Raw genomic sequence first — 18,026 nt, forward strand, 5'->3', positions numbered from 1 at the left:
CGGCTCGTCATCGACGACCAGGATTCGTTGCCGTGAGCGTGTATTCAAATCTGTTTCCGTCCGTGAGCAAAGGTGATGCGAAAGCAGCCGCCGCCTTGGCGTGGTTTGAAGTCTAGGCGGGCCTGGTTGCTTTCGCACAGCTCACGGGACAGATAGAGCCCAAGGCCGGTGCCCTGGTTGCTGGTGGTGAAGAACGGTTCGAACAGGTGTGTCTGCTGGTCAGGTGTCACGCCGGGGCCGTTGTCGCGGATGTCCAGTGTCGCCAGTTGACTGCGGGGATCGATGAATAGCTCCAGCCACGCCTCGGCCTGTTCATGGGCCATTGCGCTGTGGCGCCAGGCGTTGCGCAGCAGGTTATCCAGCACCTGGGCCAGCTGGCCGGGGTCCATCAGGGTGATGTAGTCGCCTGGAGCGATGTCCAGGTGCAACTGTTGGTGTTGCGCGGCGCTTTCCCTGGCCTGTTGGACGAATTGCTCCAACCAGGTGCGTAGATCCAGGCGTTGGGGCGCGGTTTGCTGGCGGCGTGACAGCTGCAGGACATTCTCGATGACGCGATTCATACGTTGGGAGTGATCTTGAATAATTTGCGTCAGACGCCGGTCCGCGTCGTTCAGTTCCTCGGACTCGCGCAGCAATTGCGCAGCGTGGCTGATCGCTCCCAGCGGGTTGCGGATTTCATGGGCGATACCGGCGGTGAGGCGACCGAGGGAAGCCAACTTCAGTTGCTGGGCGTGTTGGGCCACCTGGGCCAGATCTTCGAGAAATACCAGGATCTGCTGCTGATCCTGCGATCCCAGGGCGATAAAGCTGGGCTGCAACGTCAGGCCGCTGCCGCTGATGGTCAGGCTTTGCGGCCGCAGGCTGGGGTTGTTCAGCCATAGTTGCAGTCGTTCGACCAGGGCGCTCGATGAATCGTCGATTCGCTGGCCGATCAGGTCATGCATGCCCAGCAGGTTCAAGGCGCTTTCATTGGCCAGTTGAACCCTGCGTTGACGATCCAGGACCAGGATGCCGGTGCGCATGCGTTGCAGGATCAATGCGTTGAGCGCTTCGAGGCTGAGCACTTCGCTGGCCCTTTGCTCGGCGAGGATCTCGCTCGCTTCCAGTCGTCGGGTCAGGCGCTGCACGAGCAACGCGGCGGCAAAGCACAAGGCGCCCAGGGTGCCCGCCTGCAAATAACTGCTGGGCCGGCTCGAATCGCTGAGGCCGAGCACGAAAGTCGAGCCGACGATTCCGAGGGTGGCCACAGCGGCGAGCAGAAGGCCGATTCGGCCGCGCAGCAAGGTATTGCCGATCGCCACCGACACTATGATCAGGTTGCCGATGGCGCTGGGGGCGCCGCCCGCGACGAAGAACAGCCACGACAGCAGCAATATGTCGGTCAATGCCAGGCCAAACAGTCGCGCGGGGTGGCGAGTGTTCTCCAGGAACACTACCAGCAGGATGTTCAATATCAGGTATAACCAACTGCCACTGCGTAGCAGGTCGTCGTTGGCGAACTCCAGCAGGCGGTTGTCCATGTTGCTGGAGATCAACAGCACCAGGGTGATGCCGATGCTGAGGCGGTACAGGTGATAAAGACGCAGCAGGCGCTGCGCCTGTTTGACGCGAGGGCGTTCGTCCTTAGCGATCACGAGTGCCCGGGCCTTGCTCGAGATGAGCCTGGCTGCAGTACCATTGTTGCTGGAGCTCCAGCGCCCGGTCCCGTGGCAAGTGAACGCCGCAATGGGCGCAGCGAACCATCGGCGGCGCGTCCTGCTCCCGGGGCGCGTTGGACGCGGAGGAGGCACCCTTGAACTTGCGCCACAGCCATATCGCGGCGGCAATCAGTACGATCCAGAACAATAGACGAAGCATGGTGGGCGACTTTTTGGCTAGAGATCAGGCAGTTTAGCCAAGGACAGGAACGGCGCACAGCGCAATAAAACCCAGGCACAAAAAAGGAGACTCGCGAGTCTCCTTTTTCATCGGGCCGTGTGTCAGTCGAACAGGCCGAAGGTCATGTAGCTGAACCAGGAGCGGTCGCTGGACTCGCTTTCAGGCTCTGGCTCTTCGATCACGTCGCCATTTTCATCCTTTGGCTTGAGCTCGTTCGGAATGGCTTCCTTGGCATCCTGGAACTGACGCTGTACGTCCTGGTTGGCGCGGGTTTCGCCCGGTGGCAGCGGAGGACGGGACTCGATCAGGCCAAGGGTCGCCTTGCTCAGCCACGAACGGTTGTCGGCTTCGTCGACGCGTGGGGTGAATTGGCCGTCGACCAGGGAAGGGTGGTCGGGGTAGTTCAGCTTCAGGGTTTCCAGGCTGGTGGCCGCAAGTTCGTCCAGGTGCAGGCGCTGGTAGGCTTCGGTCATCACCGCCAGGCCGTCGCCGACCGATGGGGTTTCCTGGAAGTTTTCCACCACGTATCGGCCACGGTTGGCGGCGGCGACGTAAGCCTGGCGAGTCAGGTAGTAATCAGCTACGTGGATTTCGTAGGACGCCAGCAGGTTGCGCAGGTAGATCATGCGCTGCTTGGCGTCGGGCGAATAACGGCTGTTGGGGAAGCGGCTGGTCAGCTGGGCGAACTCGTTGTAGGAGTCGCGCGCGGCGCCCGGGTCACGCTTGGTCATGTCCAGCGGCAGGAAGCGCGCCAGCAGTCCGACGTCCTGGTCGAAGGAGGTCAGGCCCTTGAGGTAGTAAGCGTAATCGACGTTCGGGTGCTGCGGGTGCAGACGAATGAAGCGCTCGGCGGCGGACTTGGCAGCTTCCGGCTCGGCGTTCTTGTAGTTGGCGTAGATCAGCTCCAACTGCGCCTGGTCGGCGTAGCGACCGAACGGATACCGCGACTCCAGCGCCTTCAGCTTGGCGGTGGCGCTGGTGTAGCTGTTGTTATCCAGGTCGTTCTGCGCCTGTTGGTACAGTTCGACTTCGCTCAGGTTTTCGTCTACGACTTCCTTCGACGAGCAAGCAGCAGTCAATGCGAGGATGGCGATCAGCAGCAGGTGTTTCACTTGCATGGCGGCTTGCGTCCCTATGACGGCCGCTGTCTTGGGCGGGGCCGTCCTGTTATGATGAGCGCCCCGTTGAAAGCCTCGGGGCAAAAGACGCCGTATTTAACCACAAGCGCGCAGCCGAAACCAAAGGCTGTGCCGACGCCCAGTCCGAGCATGTCCGATAAAATAGAACTTCGCGCAGAGGTGCCGTCCGAATTGGGCGGCCAACGCCTCGATCAAGTCGCCGCCCAACTCTTCGCCGAGCACTCGCGCTCGCGCCTTTCCGCCTGGATCAAGGACGGCCGCCTGACGGTGGACGGGGCGGTGATCCGCCCGCGCGACATCGTCCATGGCGGTGCCGTCCTCGAGCTGACCGCCGAGCAGGAGGCCCAGGGAGAATGGGTCGCCCAGGACATTGCCCTGGACATCGTCTATGAAGACGACGATATCCTGGTGATCAACAAGCCTGCGGGCCTTGTGGTCCACCCGGCGGCCGGTCATGCCGACGGCACGTTGCTCAACGCCTTGCTGCACCACGTGCCGGGCATCATCAATGTGCCGCGCGCCGGTATCGTCCATCGCCTGGACAAGGACACCACCGGTCTGATGGTGGTCGCCAAGACCATCCAGGCGCAGACGCAACTGGTGACACAGCTGCAAAGCCGGAGCGTCAGCCGCATCTATGAGTGCATCGTGATCGGGGTGGTCACCGCCGGTGGCAAGATCAACGCGCCGATCGGCCGTCACGGCCAGCAGCGCCAGCGCATGGCCGTGATGGAAGGCGGAAAGCAGGCCGTCAGCCACTACCGCGTGCTTGAACGCTTCCGTTCCCACACCCACGTGCGGGTCAAGCTGGAAACCGGCCGGACCCACCAGATCCGCGTGCACATGGCTCACATCAATTTCCCATTGGTGGGCGACCCGGCCTATGGCGGTCGTTTCCGCATTCCACCGGCTGCCAGCCAGACCATGGTGGAATCGCTGAAGAATTTCCCTCGACAGGCGCTGCACGCGCGCTTCCTTGAGCTCGATCACCCGACGACCGGCAAGCGCATGAGCTGGGAATCGCCGCTGCCGGATGATTTTGTCTGGCTTTTGACGTTGCTCAAGCAGGACCGCGAGGCGTTCATCGGATGAATGACTGGCTGCTCCCCGACTGGCCCGCGCCAGCCCGGGTCAAAGCCTGCGTCACCACCCGCGAAGGCGGCGTCAGCCTGGCGCCGTTCGACAGCCTCAACCTGGGCGACCATGTCGGCGACGACCCTGCGGACGTCGCTGAAAATCGTCGCCGCCTCACCGACCGATTCGCGATCACTCCAACCTGGCTGCAGCAAGTCCACGGTATTGACGTGGTCGAGGCTGATCCGACCCAGGTGGTTACCGCTGATGCGAGCTGGAGCGCCACGCCGGGTGTCGCTTGCACGGCAATGACGGCCGATTGCCTGCCGGTGTTGTTCTGCAACCGCGCCGCAACCCATGTCGCGGCGGCCCATGCCGGGTGGCGCGGATTGGCGAACGGTGTGCTGGAAGCCACCCTCGATAGCCTTGCCATGCCCGCGGATGAAATCCTTGCCTGGCTCGGCCCGGCCATCGGTCCGCAAGCGTTCGAAGTCGGGCCGGAAGTGCGCGAAGCCTTTATTGCGCAACTGGCCGACGCAGAGCGAGCCTTCGTACCCAGCCACAACACTGGCAAGTTCCTGGCTGATATCTACGCGCTGGCGCGCCTGCGTCTGGCGGCACGGGGCGTTACCGCCGTGTACGGTGGCGGCTTGTGCACCGTGACCGACCCACGCTTCTTTTCCTATCGCCGCAACGCGCGCACCGGTCGCTTCGCTTCCTTGATCTGGCTCGAACGCTAGACTCTCCTGATCTGTATCAACAGTGCGCTGCTTGAATCTTCCAGAATCGGCCACATCTATAGCGGTATCTGGCAGGTTTCTTCATTCAGGATGTTTCTTAGGTCCGGCCTGCTCAAAAGGAAGGTGACCCATGCGTATTGACCGTTTAACCAGCAAATTACAATTGGCCTTGTCCGACGCCCAGTCCTTGGCCGTCGGGCTGGACCATCCCAGTATCGAACCGGCGCATTTGATGCAGGCCATGCTCGAACAGCAGGGCGGCTCGATCAAGCCGCTGCTGATGCAAGTGGGCTTTGACGTCAACAGCCTGCGCAAGGAACTGGCCAAAGAACTCGACCAGTTGCCCAAGATCCAGAATCCGACCGGTGATGTGAACATGTCCCAGGATCTGGCGCGGCTGCTCAACCAGGCCGACCGCCTGGCCCAGCAGAAGGGCGACCAGTTCATTTCCAGCGAACTGGTGTTGCTCGCCGCGATGGACGAGAACAGCAAGCTTGGCAAGTTGCTGCTCGGTCAGGGCGTGAGCAAGAAAGCCTTGGAAAACGCCATCAACAACCTGCGCGGGGGCGATGCGGTCAACGACCCGAACCACGAGGAAGCGCGCCAAGCCCTGGATAAATACACCGTCGACCTGACCAAGCGCGCCGAAGAAGGCAAGCTCGACCCGGTGATCGGCCGTGACGATGAAATCCGTCGAACCATCCAGGTCCTGCAACGGCGCACGAAGAACAACCCGGTCCTGATCGGTGAGCCCGGCGTGGGTAAGACCGCCATCGCCGAAGGCTTGGCCCAGCGCATCATCAACGGCGAAGTGCCGGATGGGCTGAAGGGCAAGCGCCTGCTGTCTCTGGACATGGGGGCGCTGATCGCTGGCGCCAAGTATCGCGGTGAATTCGAAGAACGGCTCAAGGCCCTGCTCAATGAACTGTCGAAGCAGGAAGGCCAGATCATTCTATTCATCGATGAATTGCACACCATGGTCGGCGCCGGCAAGGGCGAAGGCTCGATGGACGCCGGCAACATGCTCAAGCCTGCGCTGGCCCGTGGTGAGCTGCATTGCGTCGGTGCGACCACGCTCAACGAATACCGCCAATACATCGAGAAAGACGCGGCGCTAGAGCGGCGATTCCAGAAAGTGCTGGTGGATGAGCCCAGCGAAGAAGACACCATCGCCATCTTGCGCGGCCTGAAGGAGCGCTATGAGGTCCACCACAAAGTGGCCATCACCGATGGCGCGATCATCGCGGCGGCCAAGCTCAGCCATCGCTATATCACCGACCGTCAGTTGCCGGACAAGGCCATCGACCTGATCGACGAGGCCGCCAGCCGTATCCGCATGGAAATCGACTCCAAGCCCGAAGTGCTGGATCGCTTGGAGCGACGCTTGATTCAACTCAAGGTCGAGTCCCAGGCGCTGAAAAAAGAAAGCGACGAAGCGGCGAAGAAACGTCTGGAAAGGTTGCAGGAAGAAATCGTTCGTCACGAGCGCGAATATTCCGATCTCGAAGAGATCTGGAATTCGGAAAAAGCTGAAGTCCAGGGTTCGGCGCAGATCCAGCAAAAGATCGAACAATCCCGCCAGGAGCTGGAAGCGGCTCGCCGCAAAGGTGACCTCAACCGCATGGCCGAGCTGCAATACGGGGTCATCCCAGACCTGGAGCGCAGCCTGCAGATGGTCGACCAACACGGCAAAAGCGAAAACCAGCTGCTGCGCAGCAAGGTCACCGAGGAAGAAATCGCCGAAGTGGTGTCCAAGTGGACCGGCATTCCGGTCTCGAAGATGCTCGAAGGCGAGCGCGACAAGCTGCTGAAGATGGAAAGCCTGTTGCACCAGCGTGTGATCGGCCAGGAAGAAGCGGTGGTGGCGGTGTCCAACGCCGTGCGCCGGTCCCGTGCCGGGTTGTCGGACCCCAACCGTCCGAGCGGCTCGTTCATGTTCCTCGGCCCGACCGGTGTGGGTAAAACCGAGCTGTGCAAGGCGCTGGCCGAGTTCCTCTTCGATACCGAGGAAGCCATGGTGCGCATCGACATGTCCGAATTCATGGAGAAGCACTCCGTGGCCCGCTTGATCGGCGCACCGCCGGGTTATGTTGGATATGAAGAGGGCGGTTACCTGACCGAGGCCGTGCGTCGCAAGCCGTACTCGGTGATATTGCTCGATGAGGTCGAGAAAGCGCACCCGGATGTCTTTAACATCCTGCTGCAAGTGCTGGAGGACGGTCGCCTGACCGACAGTCATGGGCGCACGGTGGACTTTCGCAACACGGTGATCGTGATGACCTCCAACCTGGGCTCGACGCAGATTCAGGAGTTGGTCGGCGATCGCGAGGCGCAACGTGCCGCAGTGATGGATGCGATCTCTACGCACTTCCGGCCGGAGTTCATCAACCGTGTCGACGAAGTGGTGATCTTCGAGCCGTTGGCCCGGGATCAGATCGCCGGCATCACCGAGATCCAGCTGGGTCGCCTGCGCAGCCGCCTCACCGAGCGCGAGTTGAAGCTGCAACTGAGCGACGAGGCGTTGGACAAGCTGATCGCGGTGGGTTACGACCCGGTCTATGGCGCGCGGCCGCTCAAGCGAGCGATCCAGCGCTGGATCGAAAACCCGTTGGCGCAGTTGATTCTGTCCGGGCGGTTCATGCCGGGCGAAACCGTGACCGGTACCGTGGAAAACGACGAAATCGTCTTCAACTGAAGGCCGGCATCGCCGGATATTGGAATGGCCTTGCATTGCGAGGCCATTTTTTTCATCAGGCCGTTGAACTCAAAGGAAAAGACTTGTAAAGTGCGCCCCGCAGTACGTCACCCCAAGGGCGACTTCTCTTTGGGAAGGAACCTAAAATAAGTTGCAAATCATTGTCTTGAAAGCAATTTAAGGGGTTGACAGAGGTTACGAAGATTGTAGAATAGCGCGCCTCAGACACACGAACGCAGCGATGCTGACGGGTAGAAGAGGTTGAAGCTGGCTTCAATGTTGTAGCTTCAAATAGCAGTAACTTGAAATATCAGTTCCGTGATAGCTCAGTCGGTAGAGCAAATGACTGTTAATCATTGGGTCCCAGGTTCGAGTCCTGGTCACGGAGCCATTTCAATCGGGGTATAGCGCAGTCCGGTAGCGCGCCTGCTTTGGGAGCAGGATGTCAGGAGTTCGAATCCCCTTACCCCGACCATATTTGGGTCGTTAGCTCAGTTGGTAGAGCAGTTGGCTTTTAACCAATTGGTCGTAGGTTCGAATCCCACACGACCCACCATTTTTGAAACCAGTTCGCTGGAATCGAATCTTAAGATCAGAGGCCAAAAGCGCTGATCGAGGAAGGCGACTTGCGAAGGTCGCCTTTTTTTTACCGGGGTATAGCGCAGTCCGGTAGCGCGCCTGCTTTGGGAGCAGGATGTCAGGAGTTCGAATCCCCTTACCCCGACCATATTAAGAATCCCCGTATCGAAAGATACGGGGATTTTTTTTGCCTGCGGAAAAGCCGATGACTTCAAGTCGTCGTACAACCTGCCGATAACCCGCCAACAGGGCAAGCATCGATCGCCCACCTTCAGGCCAACAACAAGAAAAGGCGCCCGACATGTTCCTTCGCCAACTGAATATTGCCCGCCGCGCCGCGCTGGGTTTTGCCTTGATCGCCGTCCTGGTGGCGCTGCTCGGGGTCTTTGCGCTGGGACAGATGTCGAGCATTCGCGACAGTGAGGTCGCGGTGGAAACCCAGTGGTTGCCCAGCATCCGTGGCGGAGACGAGATCCGTGAATTGATGCTGCGCATTCGCACCATTTCCCTGCGCATGGCCTTGGACCAGGACCCGAAAAACATTGCGGTGTATCGCGGCCAGATGGATACCCGGGATAAAGAACTGAGCGAAAAAATCGCCAGTTACGACAAATTGGTCGTCACGCCGGAAGGCAAGGCGCTTTACGACCAGTTCAAACAGACTTTCGCCGCCTATCGCTCGGGTATCGCCCAGTCGTTTACCTTGGCGGAGCAGGGGCGTCGGGATGAGCTGATCAAGTTGTTGCTGGTGGACATGAAAACCGTGGTGGACGGTTCGGGCAAACAGCTCAATGATCTGGCGGAATTATTCTCCAAGCAGGTGTCGATCGAGAGCCAGAAGTCCCAGGAGCACTACGTCAATTCCCGCATGATCGTCAGCCTGTTCATTGTGCTTGCCGCCCTGGCTACGGTGGCCCTGGCCATGTTGCTCACGCGCAGCATCGTCAAGCCCCTGGGCGAGGCGCTGAATGCTGCGCAGAGCGTAGCCCGGGGTGACCTGACCCGGCCGATCGAGACCCATGGCAACGATGAAGTCAGCCGTTTGCTCATGGCGCTGGCGGCCATGCAGCAGAATCTGCGTGAGACGTTGCAGGGCATCAGCGGCTCGGCCGCGCAACTGGCCACGGCAGCCGATGAGCTGAACGCCGTCACGCTCGACAGTACCCACAGCCTGCAGCAGCAGAACAACGAAATTGAACAGGCTGCCACTGCCGTCACCGAGATGACCACCGCCGTGGAGGAAGTCGCGCGCAACGCCGTTTCAACCTCCGACGCCACCCGCCAATCCAGCGAATCGGCGACGTTGGGGCAGGAGCGGGTCAGCGACACCGTCGACGCCATCAGCGCGCTCGCCAACGATGTTCAGGTTACCGGCGGCCTGGTGCAGTCACTGGCCAGCCAATCCCAGGATATCGGCAAAGTGCTGGATGTGATTCGGGCCATTGCCGAGCAGACCAACTTGCTGGCCCTTAACGCGGCCATTGAAGCGGCCCGGGCGGGAGAGAGCGGGCGGGGGTTTGCGGTGGTTGCCGACGAGGTGCGGGCGCTGGCGTATCGCACGCAGCAATCGACCCAGGAGATCGAGCAGATGGTCCAGGGCATGCGCAGCGGTGCCACCCAGGCGCTGGATTCCATGCAAGCCAGTTCCAGCCGTGCGGCGAGCACCCTCGCGATGGCGGAGCGGGCAGGGGAAGCGCTGCAAACCATTACAGCATCGGTCAGCGAGATCCATGAGCGCAACCTGGTCATCGCCAGTGCCGCCGAAGAACAGGCGCAAGTGGCTCGCGAGGTCGATCGCAACCTGGTGAATATTCGCGATTTGTCCGTGCGCTCGGCTTCCGGCGCGGATCAGACCAGTGCCTCCAGCCATGAATTGTCGCAGCTTGCAAACTCGCTGCGCACGATGGTGCAGCGGTTTCAGGTTTGATTGACGATCAAGGGCTGGACGGGCGGTGTTCCCACGCGGAGCGTGGGAACGATCGTCATGTCAGTGCAGTTTCAACCGTGGCTCGGTCCCACGCCCGATCTTGCTACCCAGCATCAGCATCGCGGTACGGAACATCCCGTACAGCGCCATCTGGTGCATGCGGTACAACGACACATAGAACATCCGCGCCAGCCAGCCTTCAAGCATCACGCTGCCGGTCAGGTTGCCCATCAGGTTACCCACCGCCGAAAAGCGCGACAGCGAGATCAGCGAGCCGTAGTCAGTGTATTTGTATTCAGGCAAGGCCTTGCCCTCGATCCGCAACTTCAGCGATTTAGCCAGCAGCGAGGCTTGCTGATGCGCTGCCTGGGCGCGGGGTGGGACGTTGCGGTCGCTGTCCGGTTGCGGGCAGGCGGCGCAGTCGCCGAAGGCAAAGATGTTGTCGTCGCGAGTGGTCTGGAGTGTCGGCAGCACCTGCAGCTGGTTGATCCGGTTGGTCTCCAGTCCGTCGATGTCCTTGAGGAATTCTGGCGCGCGGATCCCGGCGGCCCAGACTTTCAGGCTCGCGTCGATCACTTTGCCGTCCGCCGTAATCAAGCTGTCGGCAGTCACCTGGCTGACGGAGGCGTTGGTCATGACATTCACCCCAAGTTTTTCCAGGGTTTTGTGCACTGGCCCGCCGATCCGCTCTGGCAGTGCCGGCAAGACCCGTGGGCCCGCCTCGATCAGGGTGATGTGCATGTTCTCCGGTTTGATCCGGTCCAGGCCGTAGGCATGCAGTTCGTGGGCGGCGTTGTGCAGCTCGGCCGCCAGTTCAACGCCGGTCGCACCGGCGCCGACGATCGCAACGCTGATGCGCTCGATGGTATCGGTCTGCCCGGCGTGAGCGCGCAGGTAGTGGTGAAGCAACTGCTGGTGGAAGCGCTCGGCCTGCTTGCGGGTATCGAGGAACAGGCAATGCTGCGCCGCGCCCTCGGTGCCGAAATCGTTGGTGGTGCTGCCCACCGCGATCACCAGCGTGTCGTAGCCCAGCTCCCGGGCTGGCAACAGCTCGACGCCCGCCTCGTCATAGGTGGCGGCCAGTTGGATTCTCTTGTTCTCGCGATCCAGGCCGCTCATGCGCCCGAGCTGGAACTCGAAGTGGTTCCATTTCGCCTGGGCAACATAGTTGAGTTCGTCTTCGGAAGAGTTGAGGGAGCCGGCCGCTACTTCGTGGAGCAACGGTTTCCAGATGTGGGTCAGGTTCGCGTCGACCAGCATCACACTGGCCGTGCCACGCTTGCCCAGGGTCTTACCCAGACGGGTAGCCAACTCCAGACCGCCGGCGCCGCCGCCAACGATGACAATACGATGAGTCATGGGGATATCTCGCAAGGCTAAAGGAATTCGGTGCCGTTACCTACGCGAGCGTCAATGACAAAAAGCGGCTCATAGCGTCAGGTAACTGATCAATCGGCTCAACAGGCCCAGGCCAATCGTGATGGCCAGTACCACCACCAGGAGCATCCACGGCCGGAAAGGCCGGCGCTCGACTCGGTGCTGGGACAGTTGCAGGTACTCTTCGACATGCTTCTGGTCATCTGGGTTCAGGCGGCTGGTCATAAAGGCCTCGTCAGGTAGACGTTGCGGAATGTGAAGACGTTACAGTGTCTGGCTATCCGGCGTATACAGCCCTGAGACGACAAGCGAATCACAGGCTGATCCCCACGTCGAAGACAATGCTGCGGCCCAGGTTGCCACGCAGGAAGTCCGGCGCATCGGGGTGGGCGAACAGCACCCGGGCGAACGTCGGCCCCACCAGCGACAGCGAGCGCCAGCCCTGGCGCAGGTATTCGGTCGGCGGTGGGAAGTGGCTGTTGAGGTCCAGGACTTCGCGCTTGAGGCTGGCGAACGCGATGATGTCCAGTTCGCCCAGGTCCATGCCACGCTCGGTGTAGTTATGGGCTTTCTTGCGTAGGGTCGGTGCCAATCTCATCAGAAACTCATTGGCGGGAATTCGTCGGGGCTTGGCCTCGCGCCGCACCAGTTGGCTCAGTGAGAAGGCACTACGACGACGCTGCAGTTCATCGCGCCATTCGTCATTGAGACGACGGCCCTCGTCGAGCACAAAAAATACTTCGAAATTGGCGTCGCGAAATAGCACATCCGGCGGCTCTCCGGCCGGAGCGAATTCGTCGGCGCGATAAGGCACGTTGAGCCCTTGCAACAGGCGCTGGCAGACCCACCGCTCACGCTCCCATTTGCGGGCGTTGGAGAGAAAGGCGTTGGCCTGCTCGGCCGCGATGGTCAGCAGGCGTAAATAATCGGAATCATCCATGAACCCAAGCTTAGCGTTCAATTGCTACAAGCCCAAAGCGTTGCGTTGATTAATGGCGTCCCGTGGGGAGGTGTAGACTGCCAGCTTGAATCTCGGGGCGACCACGGGGTCTGTGTTGCACGGGCATGCCAAAGGAGTAGATCGATGATCGGAGCCGAATTGCTCTCGTCGCAGACCTTGGTGGCCGGCTGGCTGATCTATGTGCCGGCGCTGGCCTGGGCGGTGGCGCGTGCTCCGTGGGTCGAGCTGTTTACCGACGGTCGTCGCCAGCATCTGTTGTTCGGCACGGTGTTCGCGCTGTTCATGTTGTGGCTGGTGCGACGAGACTTCGACACGGGCGTTTCGTATCACTTCATCGGCCTGACCGCCGTGACTCTGCTGTTGGACTGGCCGCTGGCGATCCTTGGTGGCTTGTGCGCGCAGCTCGCGCTGGTGCTGCTGGGCCGTCAGGACATGATGGCGGTCGGCATCAACGGCGCGCTGTTGGTTCTCCTGCCAGTGCTGATCACTGAGTGTTGCGCGATCCTGGTGGAGCGTGCCCAGCCGCGCAACCTGTTTGTGTATATCTTCTGCTCGGGGTTCCTGGCTGCCGCGCTTTCGGCGCTGGTCTGCCTGCTGCTGGGGCTGGGCCTGCTCTGGCATGACGGCATATTTGCCATGCCCTACTGGCTGGGGGATTTCATCGGCTACCTCTGGCTGATCATTTTTCCCGAGGCTTTCATCAACGGCATGGTGGTCAGCGCGTTGGTGGTGTTCAGCCCCGAATGGCTGGAGACTTTCAACCGCACGCGCTACCTGTCGGCACCCTGGAACGACGACAAGCCTTGATTGCGCCGTTTAATGGTGGGAACGAGGGTTGAAGTCTTCGCTGAACAACTCATCCTCGGCATCCGGGGCCACGGGGATCTTGTGTTCTTCCGACGCCCAGGCGCCCAGATCGATCAGCTTGCAGCGATCTGAGCAGAATGGCCGGAATTTACTTTCAGGGGTCCACTCGACCGGGGCGCCACAGGTTGGGCAATCGACGATGGGGGGTTGGCTCATGGTTGGCCTCCACGCAAGGTAAGGTAAAAGTGATGCAGGCGCTCGACCTCGCTGTGCAGCCAGGTGAGATCGCGGTCGTTGACCACCACATCGTCGGCATGGTTCAGGCGGTCCTGACGGCTGGATTGGGCCTTGAGGATCGCCTGGACCTGCTGTTCGCTGGTCTGGTCGCGCTGCAAGGTGCGTTCGATCTGCAGTTGTTCAGGCGCGTCGATCACCAGGATCCGCTGGGTCATTGCGTATTGTCCCGACTCGATCAACAGCGGTGAGACCAGGATCGCGTAGGGCGATTGGGCCTGCCCCAGATGATGGGCAATTTCCTCGGCAATCAGCGGGTGCAGCAGCTTTTCCAGCCAACGACGCTCATCGGCATTCTCGAAGATCAGCGTGCGCAGCGCCGAGCGATCCAGCGCGCCGTCTGCCTGCAACACGCCAGGGCCGAAGTGCTCGGCAATGCTTGCCAGTGCCGGGCGTCCAGGTTCGACCACCCAGCGTGCCGCATGATCGGCATCGATCGCGTGCACGCCCAGGTCGATGAAGTGCTGGGCGGCCGCGCTCTTGCCGCTGCCGATGCCGCCGGTCAGGCCGAGAATCCAGGGTTTTTTCGCAGGGCTGTTCATTAGAAACCGACTGACTGCCAATAGAAGTCGGTTATTTGACCACCCCAGAGCAGCGCAATCCAGCCGGCGATGGCCAGATAGGGGCCGAAGGGGATTTGTGTCGAGGCCGGCGCGTCCCGCATGCGCAGCACAATAATGCCGACGACGGCGCCCACCAGCGAAGACAGCAACAGCGTCAGCGGCAAGATTTGCCAGCCCCCCCAGGCGCCCAGCATCGCCAGCAACTTGAAATCGCCGTAGCCCATGCCTTCCTTGCCGGTGATCAGTTTGAAGACCCAGAACACCGACCACAGCGCCAGATAACCCGCCACCGCGCCCCACAATGCCTGGTTCAGCGAGACGAACAGCTCGAAGCTGTTGACGATCAGCCCCAGCCACAACAACGGCAGTACGAGGGTATCGGGCAGCAGCTGATGCTCGGCGTCGATCAGGCTCATGGACAGCAGGCCCCAGCTCAGCACCATCGCCATCGCGGCGTGCCAGCCGAAGCCGAAATGCCAGGCAACGAAAGCCGACAGCGCGCCGCAGGCCAGTTCGGTCAGTGGGTAGCGCTTGCCGATGGGCGCGGCGCAACTCAAACAACGGCCGCGCAACATGAGGTAGCTCAGCAGTGGAATATTTTCCCACGCCCGGATACGGTGGCCGCAATGAGGGCATTGGGAATGAGGCAGCATCAGGTTGTAGACCGGGCCAGGGGCTTGCGTCGGCAGGCCCAGCAGGTCCTGGGCTTGCAGGCGCCATTCACGGTCGAGCATCTTGGGCAGGCGCCACACCAGCACATTGAGAAAGCTGCCGACGATCAGCCCGAGCAGCAATGCGGTCAGCACGAAAGCCAAGGGGTAAAGCACGAAGAATTCGCTCAGGGGCATGTCAGATCGCAGAGCCGAGTTGGAAGATGGGCATGTACATGGCAACCACAAGGCCACCGACCACCACCCCCAGGATTACCATGATGAAGGGTTCCATCAGGCTGGTGAGGTTGTCCACCAGATTATCCACCTCGGCTTCATAAAAACTCGCCACCTTGTCGAGCATGTCATCCAGCGCGCCTGATTCTTCGCCGATGGCGGTCATCTGAATCGCCAGGTTCGGGAAAACGCCGGAAGCACGCATTGAAAAATTCAACTGCATGCCGGTCGAGACATCCTGCCGGATGCGTTGTACCGCGCGCTTGAACACTACGTTGCCGGTAGCGCCCGACACGGAGTCGAGGGCTTCGACCAATGGTACGCCGGCCGCAAAGGTCGTCGACAGCGTACGGGCGTAGCGAGCCACGGCGGACTTGTACATCAAGGTGCCGATCAAGGGCAGCTTGAGCAGCCATTTGTCTCGCCAGTCACGAAATGCCTGGGAACGCTTGAGCGCATATTTCACGCCGAAGAACCCACCCACCAGCCCTCCCAGCAACATCCACCACCACTCTTGCAAGAACTCCGACAAGCCGATGACCATCAGCGTGAAGGCCGGCAGCTTTGCGCCAAAGCCTGCGAATACCGACTCGAACTGCGGCACGACCTTGATCAGCAGGATGCTTGTGACCACGGCGGCAACGGCGATCACCGCGGCAGGATAGGTCATGGCTTTCTTGATCTTGGCCTTGAGGGCCTCGCTTTTTTCCTTGTAGGTCGCGACGCGGTCCAGCAGCGTGTCCAGGGCACCGGCCTGCTCACCGGCATCTACCAGGTTGCAGTACAACTCGTCGAAATACTGGGGGCATTTGCGCAGCGAGGCGGCGAAGCTGTTACCGGCGGCGACCTCCTGCTTCACCTCGTCCACCAACTTGCGCATATTCGGGTTGTCGAAGCCCTCGCCAATGATGTCGAACGCCTGCAGCAGCGGCACCCCGGCCTTGAGCATCGTTGCCATCTGGCGGGTGAACAGGGCGATGTCCAACGGCTTGATGCGCTTGCCCTTGCTGAATATCGAGGTGGACTTCTTGCGAACCTTGCCCGGGTTGATGCCCTGCTTGCGCAACTGTGCCTTGACCAGTGCCGGGCTTTGGCCGGTCAGTTCGCCGGACATTTTCGTGCCTTTGCGGTCTTTGCCTTCCCACGTGTAGACGTCGGTTTTTACTGCCTTGACCGCCATGTTCAATCCTTGGTGACCCGGTTGATTTCTTCGAGGCTGGTGATGCCTTGCATCACTTTGAACAGCCCCGAGGTGCGCAAGTCGTTAAAGCCGTCCTTGCGCATCTGCAGGTCGATTTCCAGGGAGTTGCCCTCGGCCATGATCAATCGTTGCAGCTCTGGCGTGTTCTTCACCACTTCGTATACCCCCACGCGACCTTTGTAACCGCTGTTGCACTGTTCGCAACCGACCGGCTCATAGATCGTGAATGAGCCGATGCGTTCCCGGGGGAAACCCTCTTTGAGCAGGGTTTCCTCGGGAATCTCGATGGTTCTCTTGCACTGTGCGCACAGCTTGCGCGCCAGGCGCTGGGCGATGATCAGGTGGACCGCCGTGGCAATGTTGAAGCCGGGGATGCCCATGTTCTGCAGGCGGATCAGTGTTTCGGCGGCGCTGTTGGTGTGTAGGGTGGACAGCACCAGGTGCCCGGTCTGGGCGGCCTTGATGGCGATTTCGGCGGTTTCCAGGTCACGGATCTCGCCGACCATGATCACGTCCGGGTCCTGACGCAGGAACGAGCGCAGGGCATGGGCGAAATCCAAGCCCTGGCGCGGGTTCACGTTGACCTGGTTGATGCCTTCCATATTGATTTCCACCGGGTCCTCCGCCGTGGAGATATTGATATCCACTGTGTTGAGGATGTTCAGGCCGGTGTAGAGCGACACGGTCTTGCCCGAGCCGGTCGGCCCGGTCACCAGGATCAACCCTTGTGGTTGCTTCAAGGCTGTCATGTACAGGTCTTTCTGTTCCGGCTCATAGCCCAGGGCATCGATGCCCATTTGCGCGCTGGAGGGATCGAGGATCCGGATCACCACTTTTTCCCCCCACAGCGTGGGCAGGGTATTGACCCGGAAGTCGATGGACTTGGTCTTCGACAGGCGCATCTTCAGTCGACCGTCCTGGGGTTTGCGTCGCTCGGAAATGTCCAGGCTCGCCATGACTTTCAAGCGCGCGGCAATGCGGTTGGCTAGCTGGATGGGAGGCTTGGCGACCTCCCGCAGCATGCCGTCGGTACGCACCCGCACCCGGTAGGTTTTCTCATAAGGCTCGAAGTGCAGGTCGGAAGAGCCGCCTTTGATCGCGTCCAGCAGCATCTTGTTGACGAAACGCACGACCGGCGCATCGTCGCCGTCCTGCCCCGCGATAGTGTCCTGCTTGCGGTCGTCGATCGACTCGATGTCCAGGCCGTCGAGATCGACGTCGGCCATGCCCTCCAGGCCGGTGCTGCTGGATTCGAAGAATTTTTCGATGGCATCGCTGAGCTTGTCGTCTTCCACCAGGATGGCTTCGGTGGTCAGGCCGGTGCTGAACTGGATGTCGTTGATGGCTTGGTGATTGGTGGGGTCGGAAATGCCCACATAGAGCTTGTTGCCGCGCCGCCACAGCGGCAGCACGTGATGCTGGCGCACCAGTTTCTCGCTGACCAGGCCGGCGGGCTGGTTGTCTTTGTCTAGGCTGTTGAGGTCCAGCAGGGCGATACCAAAATGCTCGGAGGCGATTTCCGCCACCTGGCGGCTCTGGATCAGTTTGTTTTGCACCAGGTAGCTGACCAGGGGCACTCGGTTGCGCTGGGCCTGTTGAAAAGCCTGCTGCGCGCTTTGTTCGGTGATCAGTTCAGCCAACACCAATTGCTTGGCCAGGCCGCTGAGGGCGATGTCATTCATGGGGATACCGGACGCGGACTGTTCATGATTTATAGCCTAGTCAAGCATCGGTGGCTGACCAGCGAGCAGAGGTGACAAAAAGCGTCAGATAGTGCGGCTGTTGGGGTAGGACGTTGATCTCATGCGGCAGGGAAAGCCTGGGCTGGCGGGGCTTCCAGGGTTGGCATGTGCCCTGCAATGACCGTTTCAGGTCATGAGATTTCGACTCATGCACGGGAGATG

The 18,026-nt window shown here is 60.7% G+C and carries 15 protein-coding genes, 4 tRNA genes and 2 pseudogenes; 10 read left to right on the forward strand and 11 right to left on the reverse strand.

What is annotated here, in order from left to right; genetic code table 11:
- Window positions 1-44: 44 nt before the first annotated feature.
- The 3 genes from J3P81_RS03965 to J3P81_RS03975 all read right to left on the reverse strand — a co-directional run bounded on the left by J3P81_RS03965 (window position 45) and on the right by J3P81_RS03975 (window position 2,996).
- Window positions 45-1,634, reverse strand: coding sequence for a two-component system sensor histidine kinase NtrB (locus J3P81_RS03965; RefSeq protein ID WP_434562248.1), 1,590 nt, complete (start codon window positions 1,632-1,634; stop codon window positions 45-47).
- Complete coding sequence (locus J3P81_RS03970; RefSeq protein WP_434562250.1) at window positions 1,624-1,857, reverse strand: PP0621 family protein; 234 nt, start codon at window positions 1,855-1,857, stop codon at window positions 1,624-1,626. Before J3P81_RS03970 ends, J3P81_RS03965 begins: the two co-directional genes overlap by 11 nt.
- 122 nt (window positions 1,858-1,979) lie before the next feature.
- Window positions 1,980-2,996, reverse strand: coding sequence for an outer membrane protein assembly factor BamD (locus tag J3P81_RS03975; RefSeq protein WP_420767628.1), 1,017 nt, complete (start codon window positions 2,994-2,996; stop codon window positions 1,980-1,982).
- A 150-nt stretch (window positions 2,997-3,146) separates the two neighbouring features.
- Here J3P81_RS03975 and rluD point away from each other — a divergent pair, with 150 nt between their 5' ends.
- The 9 genes and pseudogenes from rluD to J3P81_RS04020 form a co-directional block, all read left to right on the forward strand.
- A complete protein-coding gene (gene rluD / locus J3P81_RS03980) occupies window positions 3,147-4,109 on the forward strand; it encodes a 23S rRNA pseudouridine(1911/1915/1917) synthase RluD (protein WP_420767627.1) in 963 nt (320 codons plus the stop codon).
- Entirely contained in the window at window positions 4,106-4,831 is a 726-nt protein-coding gene (pgeF, locus tag J3P81_RS03985; protein WP_434562252.1) for a peptidoglycan editing factor PgeF, read from the forward strand. Before rluD ends, pgeF begins: the two co-directional genes overlap by 4 nt.
- 130 nt (window positions 4,832-4,961) lie before the next feature.
- Window positions 4,962-7,526 carry an ATP-dependent chaperone ClpB gene (clpB, locus tag J3P81_RS03990; RefSeq protein ID WP_420767625.1) on the forward strand — a complete coding sequence of 855 codons (2,565 nt, stop codon included), beginning with the start codon at window positions 4,962-4,964 and terminating at the stop codon, window positions 7,524-7,526.
- A 315-nt stretch (window positions 7,527-7,841) separates the two neighbouring features.
- Window positions 7,842-7,917: transfer RNA gene (locus J3P81_RS03995), tRNA-Asn, on the forward strand.
- A 7-nt stretch (window positions 7,918-7,924) separates the two neighbouring features.
- Window positions 7,925-8,001 (forward strand) — tRNA-Pro (locus J3P81_RS04000).
- Between the two features lie 5 nt (window positions 8,002-8,006).
- Window positions 8,007-8,082 (forward strand) — tRNA-Lys (locus tag J3P81_RS04005).
- A 94-nt stretch (window positions 8,083-8,176) separates the two neighbouring features.
- Window positions 8,177-8,253, forward strand: a tRNA-Pro gene (locus J3P81_RS04010).
- A 153-nt stretch (window positions 8,254-8,406) separates the two neighbouring features.
- Window positions 8,407-9,129, forward strand: a pseudogene (locus J3P81_RS04015) (MCP four helix bundle domain-containing protein); the annotation flags it as partial.
- Between the two features lie 303 nt (window positions 9,130-9,432).
- Window positions 9,433-10,032 (forward strand): annotated as a pseudogene (locus J3P81_RS04020) (methyl-accepting chemotaxis protein); the annotation flags it as partial.
- A 60-nt stretch (window positions 10,033-10,092) separates the two neighbouring features.
- Here the strand turns inward: J3P81_RS04020 and J3P81_RS04025 are convergent.
- The 3 genes from J3P81_RS04025 to J3P81_RS04035 form a co-directional block, all read right to left on the reverse strand.
- Complete coding sequence (locus J3P81_RS04025) at window positions 10,093-11,391, reverse strand: NAD(P)/FAD-dependent oxidoreductase (protein ID WP_420767624.1); 1,299 nt, start codon at window positions 11,389-11,391, stop codon at window positions 10,093-10,095.
- Between the two features lie 69 nt (window positions 11,392-11,460).
- Window positions 11,461-11,634, reverse strand: a complete 174-nt coding sequence (locus J3P81_RS04030; protein WP_039593877.1) for a DUF3094 family protein — start codon at window positions 11,632-11,634, stop codon at window positions 11,461-11,463.
- Window positions 11,635-11,722: 88 nt separating this feature from the next.
- Window positions 11,723-12,349 carry a DUF1780 domain-containing protein gene (locus tag J3P81_RS04035; protein ID WP_030140261.1) on the reverse strand — a complete coding sequence of 209 codons (627 nt, stop codon included), beginning with the start codon at window positions 12,347-12,349 and terminating at the stop codon, window positions 11,723-11,725.
- A gap of 144 nt (window positions 12,350-12,493) precedes the next feature.
- Between J3P81_RS04035 and J3P81_RS04040 the strand changes: the two genes are divergently transcribed.
- Window positions 12,494-13,177, forward strand: a complete 684-nt coding sequence (locus J3P81_RS04040) for an energy-coupling factor ABC transporter permease (protein WP_434562254.1) — start codon at window positions 12,494-12,496, stop codon at window positions 13,175-13,177.
- A 9-nt stretch (window positions 13,178-13,186) separates the two neighbouring features.
- On the opposite strand, the gene yacG is transcribed toward J3P81_RS04040, so the two are convergent.
- Genes yacG through pilB form a run of 5 tightly spaced genes read right to left on the reverse strand, consistent with a single transcriptional unit; the run spans window position 13,187 to window position 17,804 of the window.
- Window positions 13,187-13,393 (reverse strand): DNA gyrase inhibitor YacG, encoded by a 207-nt coding sequence (gene yacG, locus J3P81_RS04045; RefSeq protein ID WP_030140256.1) that lies wholly within the window; start codon window positions 13,391-13,393, stop codon window positions 13,187-13,189.
- Window positions 13,390-14,013, reverse strand: coding sequence for a dephospho-CoA kinase (gene coaE, locus J3P81_RS04050; protein WP_420767622.1), 624 nt, complete (start codon window positions 14,011-14,013; stop codon window positions 13,390-13,392). Before coaE ends, yacG begins: the two co-directional genes overlap by 4 nt.
- The gene (locus tag J3P81_RS04055) at window positions 14,013-14,882 is read right to left on the reverse strand and encodes a prepilin peptidase (protein WP_434562256.1); all 870 of its coding nucleotides are present in this window, start codon (window positions 14,880-14,882) and stop codon (window positions 14,013-14,015) included. Before J3P81_RS04055 ends, coaE begins: the two co-directional genes overlap by 1 nt.
- Window position 14,883: 1 nt before the next feature.
- A complete protein-coding gene (locus J3P81_RS04060; protein ID WP_420767620.1) occupies window positions 14,884-16,101 on the reverse strand; it encodes a type II secretion system F family protein in 1,218 nt (405 codons plus the stop codon).
- 2 nt (window positions 16,102-16,103) lie between these two features.
- Complete coding sequence (pilB, locus tag J3P81_RS04065) at window positions 16,104-17,804, reverse strand: type IV-A pilus assembly ATPase PilB (RefSeq protein WP_420767619.1); 1,701 nt, start codon at window positions 17,802-17,804, stop codon at window positions 16,104-16,106.
- Between the last annotated feature and the right edge of the window lie 222 nt (window positions 17,805-18,026).

The organism is Pseudomonas sp. R1-6, assembly GCF_051132115.1.
In the GTDB taxonomy this organism is placed as follows: domain Bacteria; phylum Pseudomonadota; class Gammaproteobacteria; order Pseudomonadales; family Pseudomonadaceae; genus Aquipseudomonas.

What these genes read in the sequence shown, in the direction of transcription:
- clpB (WP_420767625.1), top strand. Translation starts at nt 4,962, where the DNA reads ATGCGTATTGACCGTTTAACCAGCAAATTACAATTGGCCTTGTCCGAC.
- J3P81_RS04025 (WP_420767624.1), bottom strand. Translation starts at nt 11,391, where the DNA reads ATGACTCATCGTATTGTCATCGTTGGCGGCGGCGCCGGCGGTCTGGAG.
- J3P81_RS04030 (WP_039593877.1), bottom strand. Translation starts at nt 11,634, where the DNA reads ATGACCAGCCGCCTGAACCCAGATGACCAGAAGCATGTCGAAGAGTAC.
- J3P81_RS04040 (WP_434562254.1), top strand. Translation starts at nt 12,494, where the DNA reads ATGATCGGAGCCGAATTGCTCTCGTCGCAGACCTTGGTGGCCGGCTGG.
- yacG (WP_030140256.1), bottom strand. Translation starts at nt 13,393, where the DNA reads ATGAGCCAACCCCCCATCGTCGATTGCCCAACCTGTGGCGCCCCGGTC.
- J3P81_RS03975 (WP_420767628.1), bottom strand. Translation starts at nt 2,996, where the DNA reads ATGCAAGTGAAACACCTGCTGCTGATCGCCATCCTCGCATTGACTGCT.
- J3P81_RS04035 (WP_030140261.1), bottom strand. Translation starts at nt 12,349, where the DNA reads ATGGATGATTCCGATTATTTACGCCTGCTGACCATCGCGGCCGAGCAG.
- J3P81_RS04055 (WP_434562256.1), bottom strand. Translation starts at nt 14,882, where the DNA reads ATGCCCCTGAGCGAATTCTTCGTGCTTTACCCCTTGGCTTTCGTGCTG.
- J3P81_RS03970 (WP_434562250.1), bottom strand. Translation starts at nt 1,857, where the DNA reads ATGCTTCGTCTATTGTTCTGGATCGTACTGATTGCCGCCGCGATATGG.
- pgeF (WP_434562252.1), top strand. Translation starts at nt 4,106, where the DNA reads ATGAATGACTGGCTGCTCCCCGACTGGCCCGCGCCAGCCCGGGTCAAA.
- J3P81_RS04060 (WP_420767620.1), bottom strand. Translation starts at nt 16,101, where the DNA reads ATGGCGGTCAAGGCAGTAAAAACCGACGTCTACACGTGGGAAGGCAAA.
- rluD (WP_420767627.1), top strand. Translation starts at nt 3,147, where the DNA reads ATGTCCGATAAAATAGAACTTCGCGCAGAGGTGCCGTCCGAATTGGGC.
- coaE (WP_420767622.1), bottom strand. Translation starts at nt 14,013, where the DNA reads ATGAACAGCCCTGCGAAAAAACCCTGGATTCTCGGCCTGACCGGCGGC.
- pilB (WP_420767619.1), bottom strand. Translation starts at nt 17,804, where the DNA reads ATGAATGACATCGCCCTCAGCGGCCTGGCCAAGCAATTGGTGTTGGCT.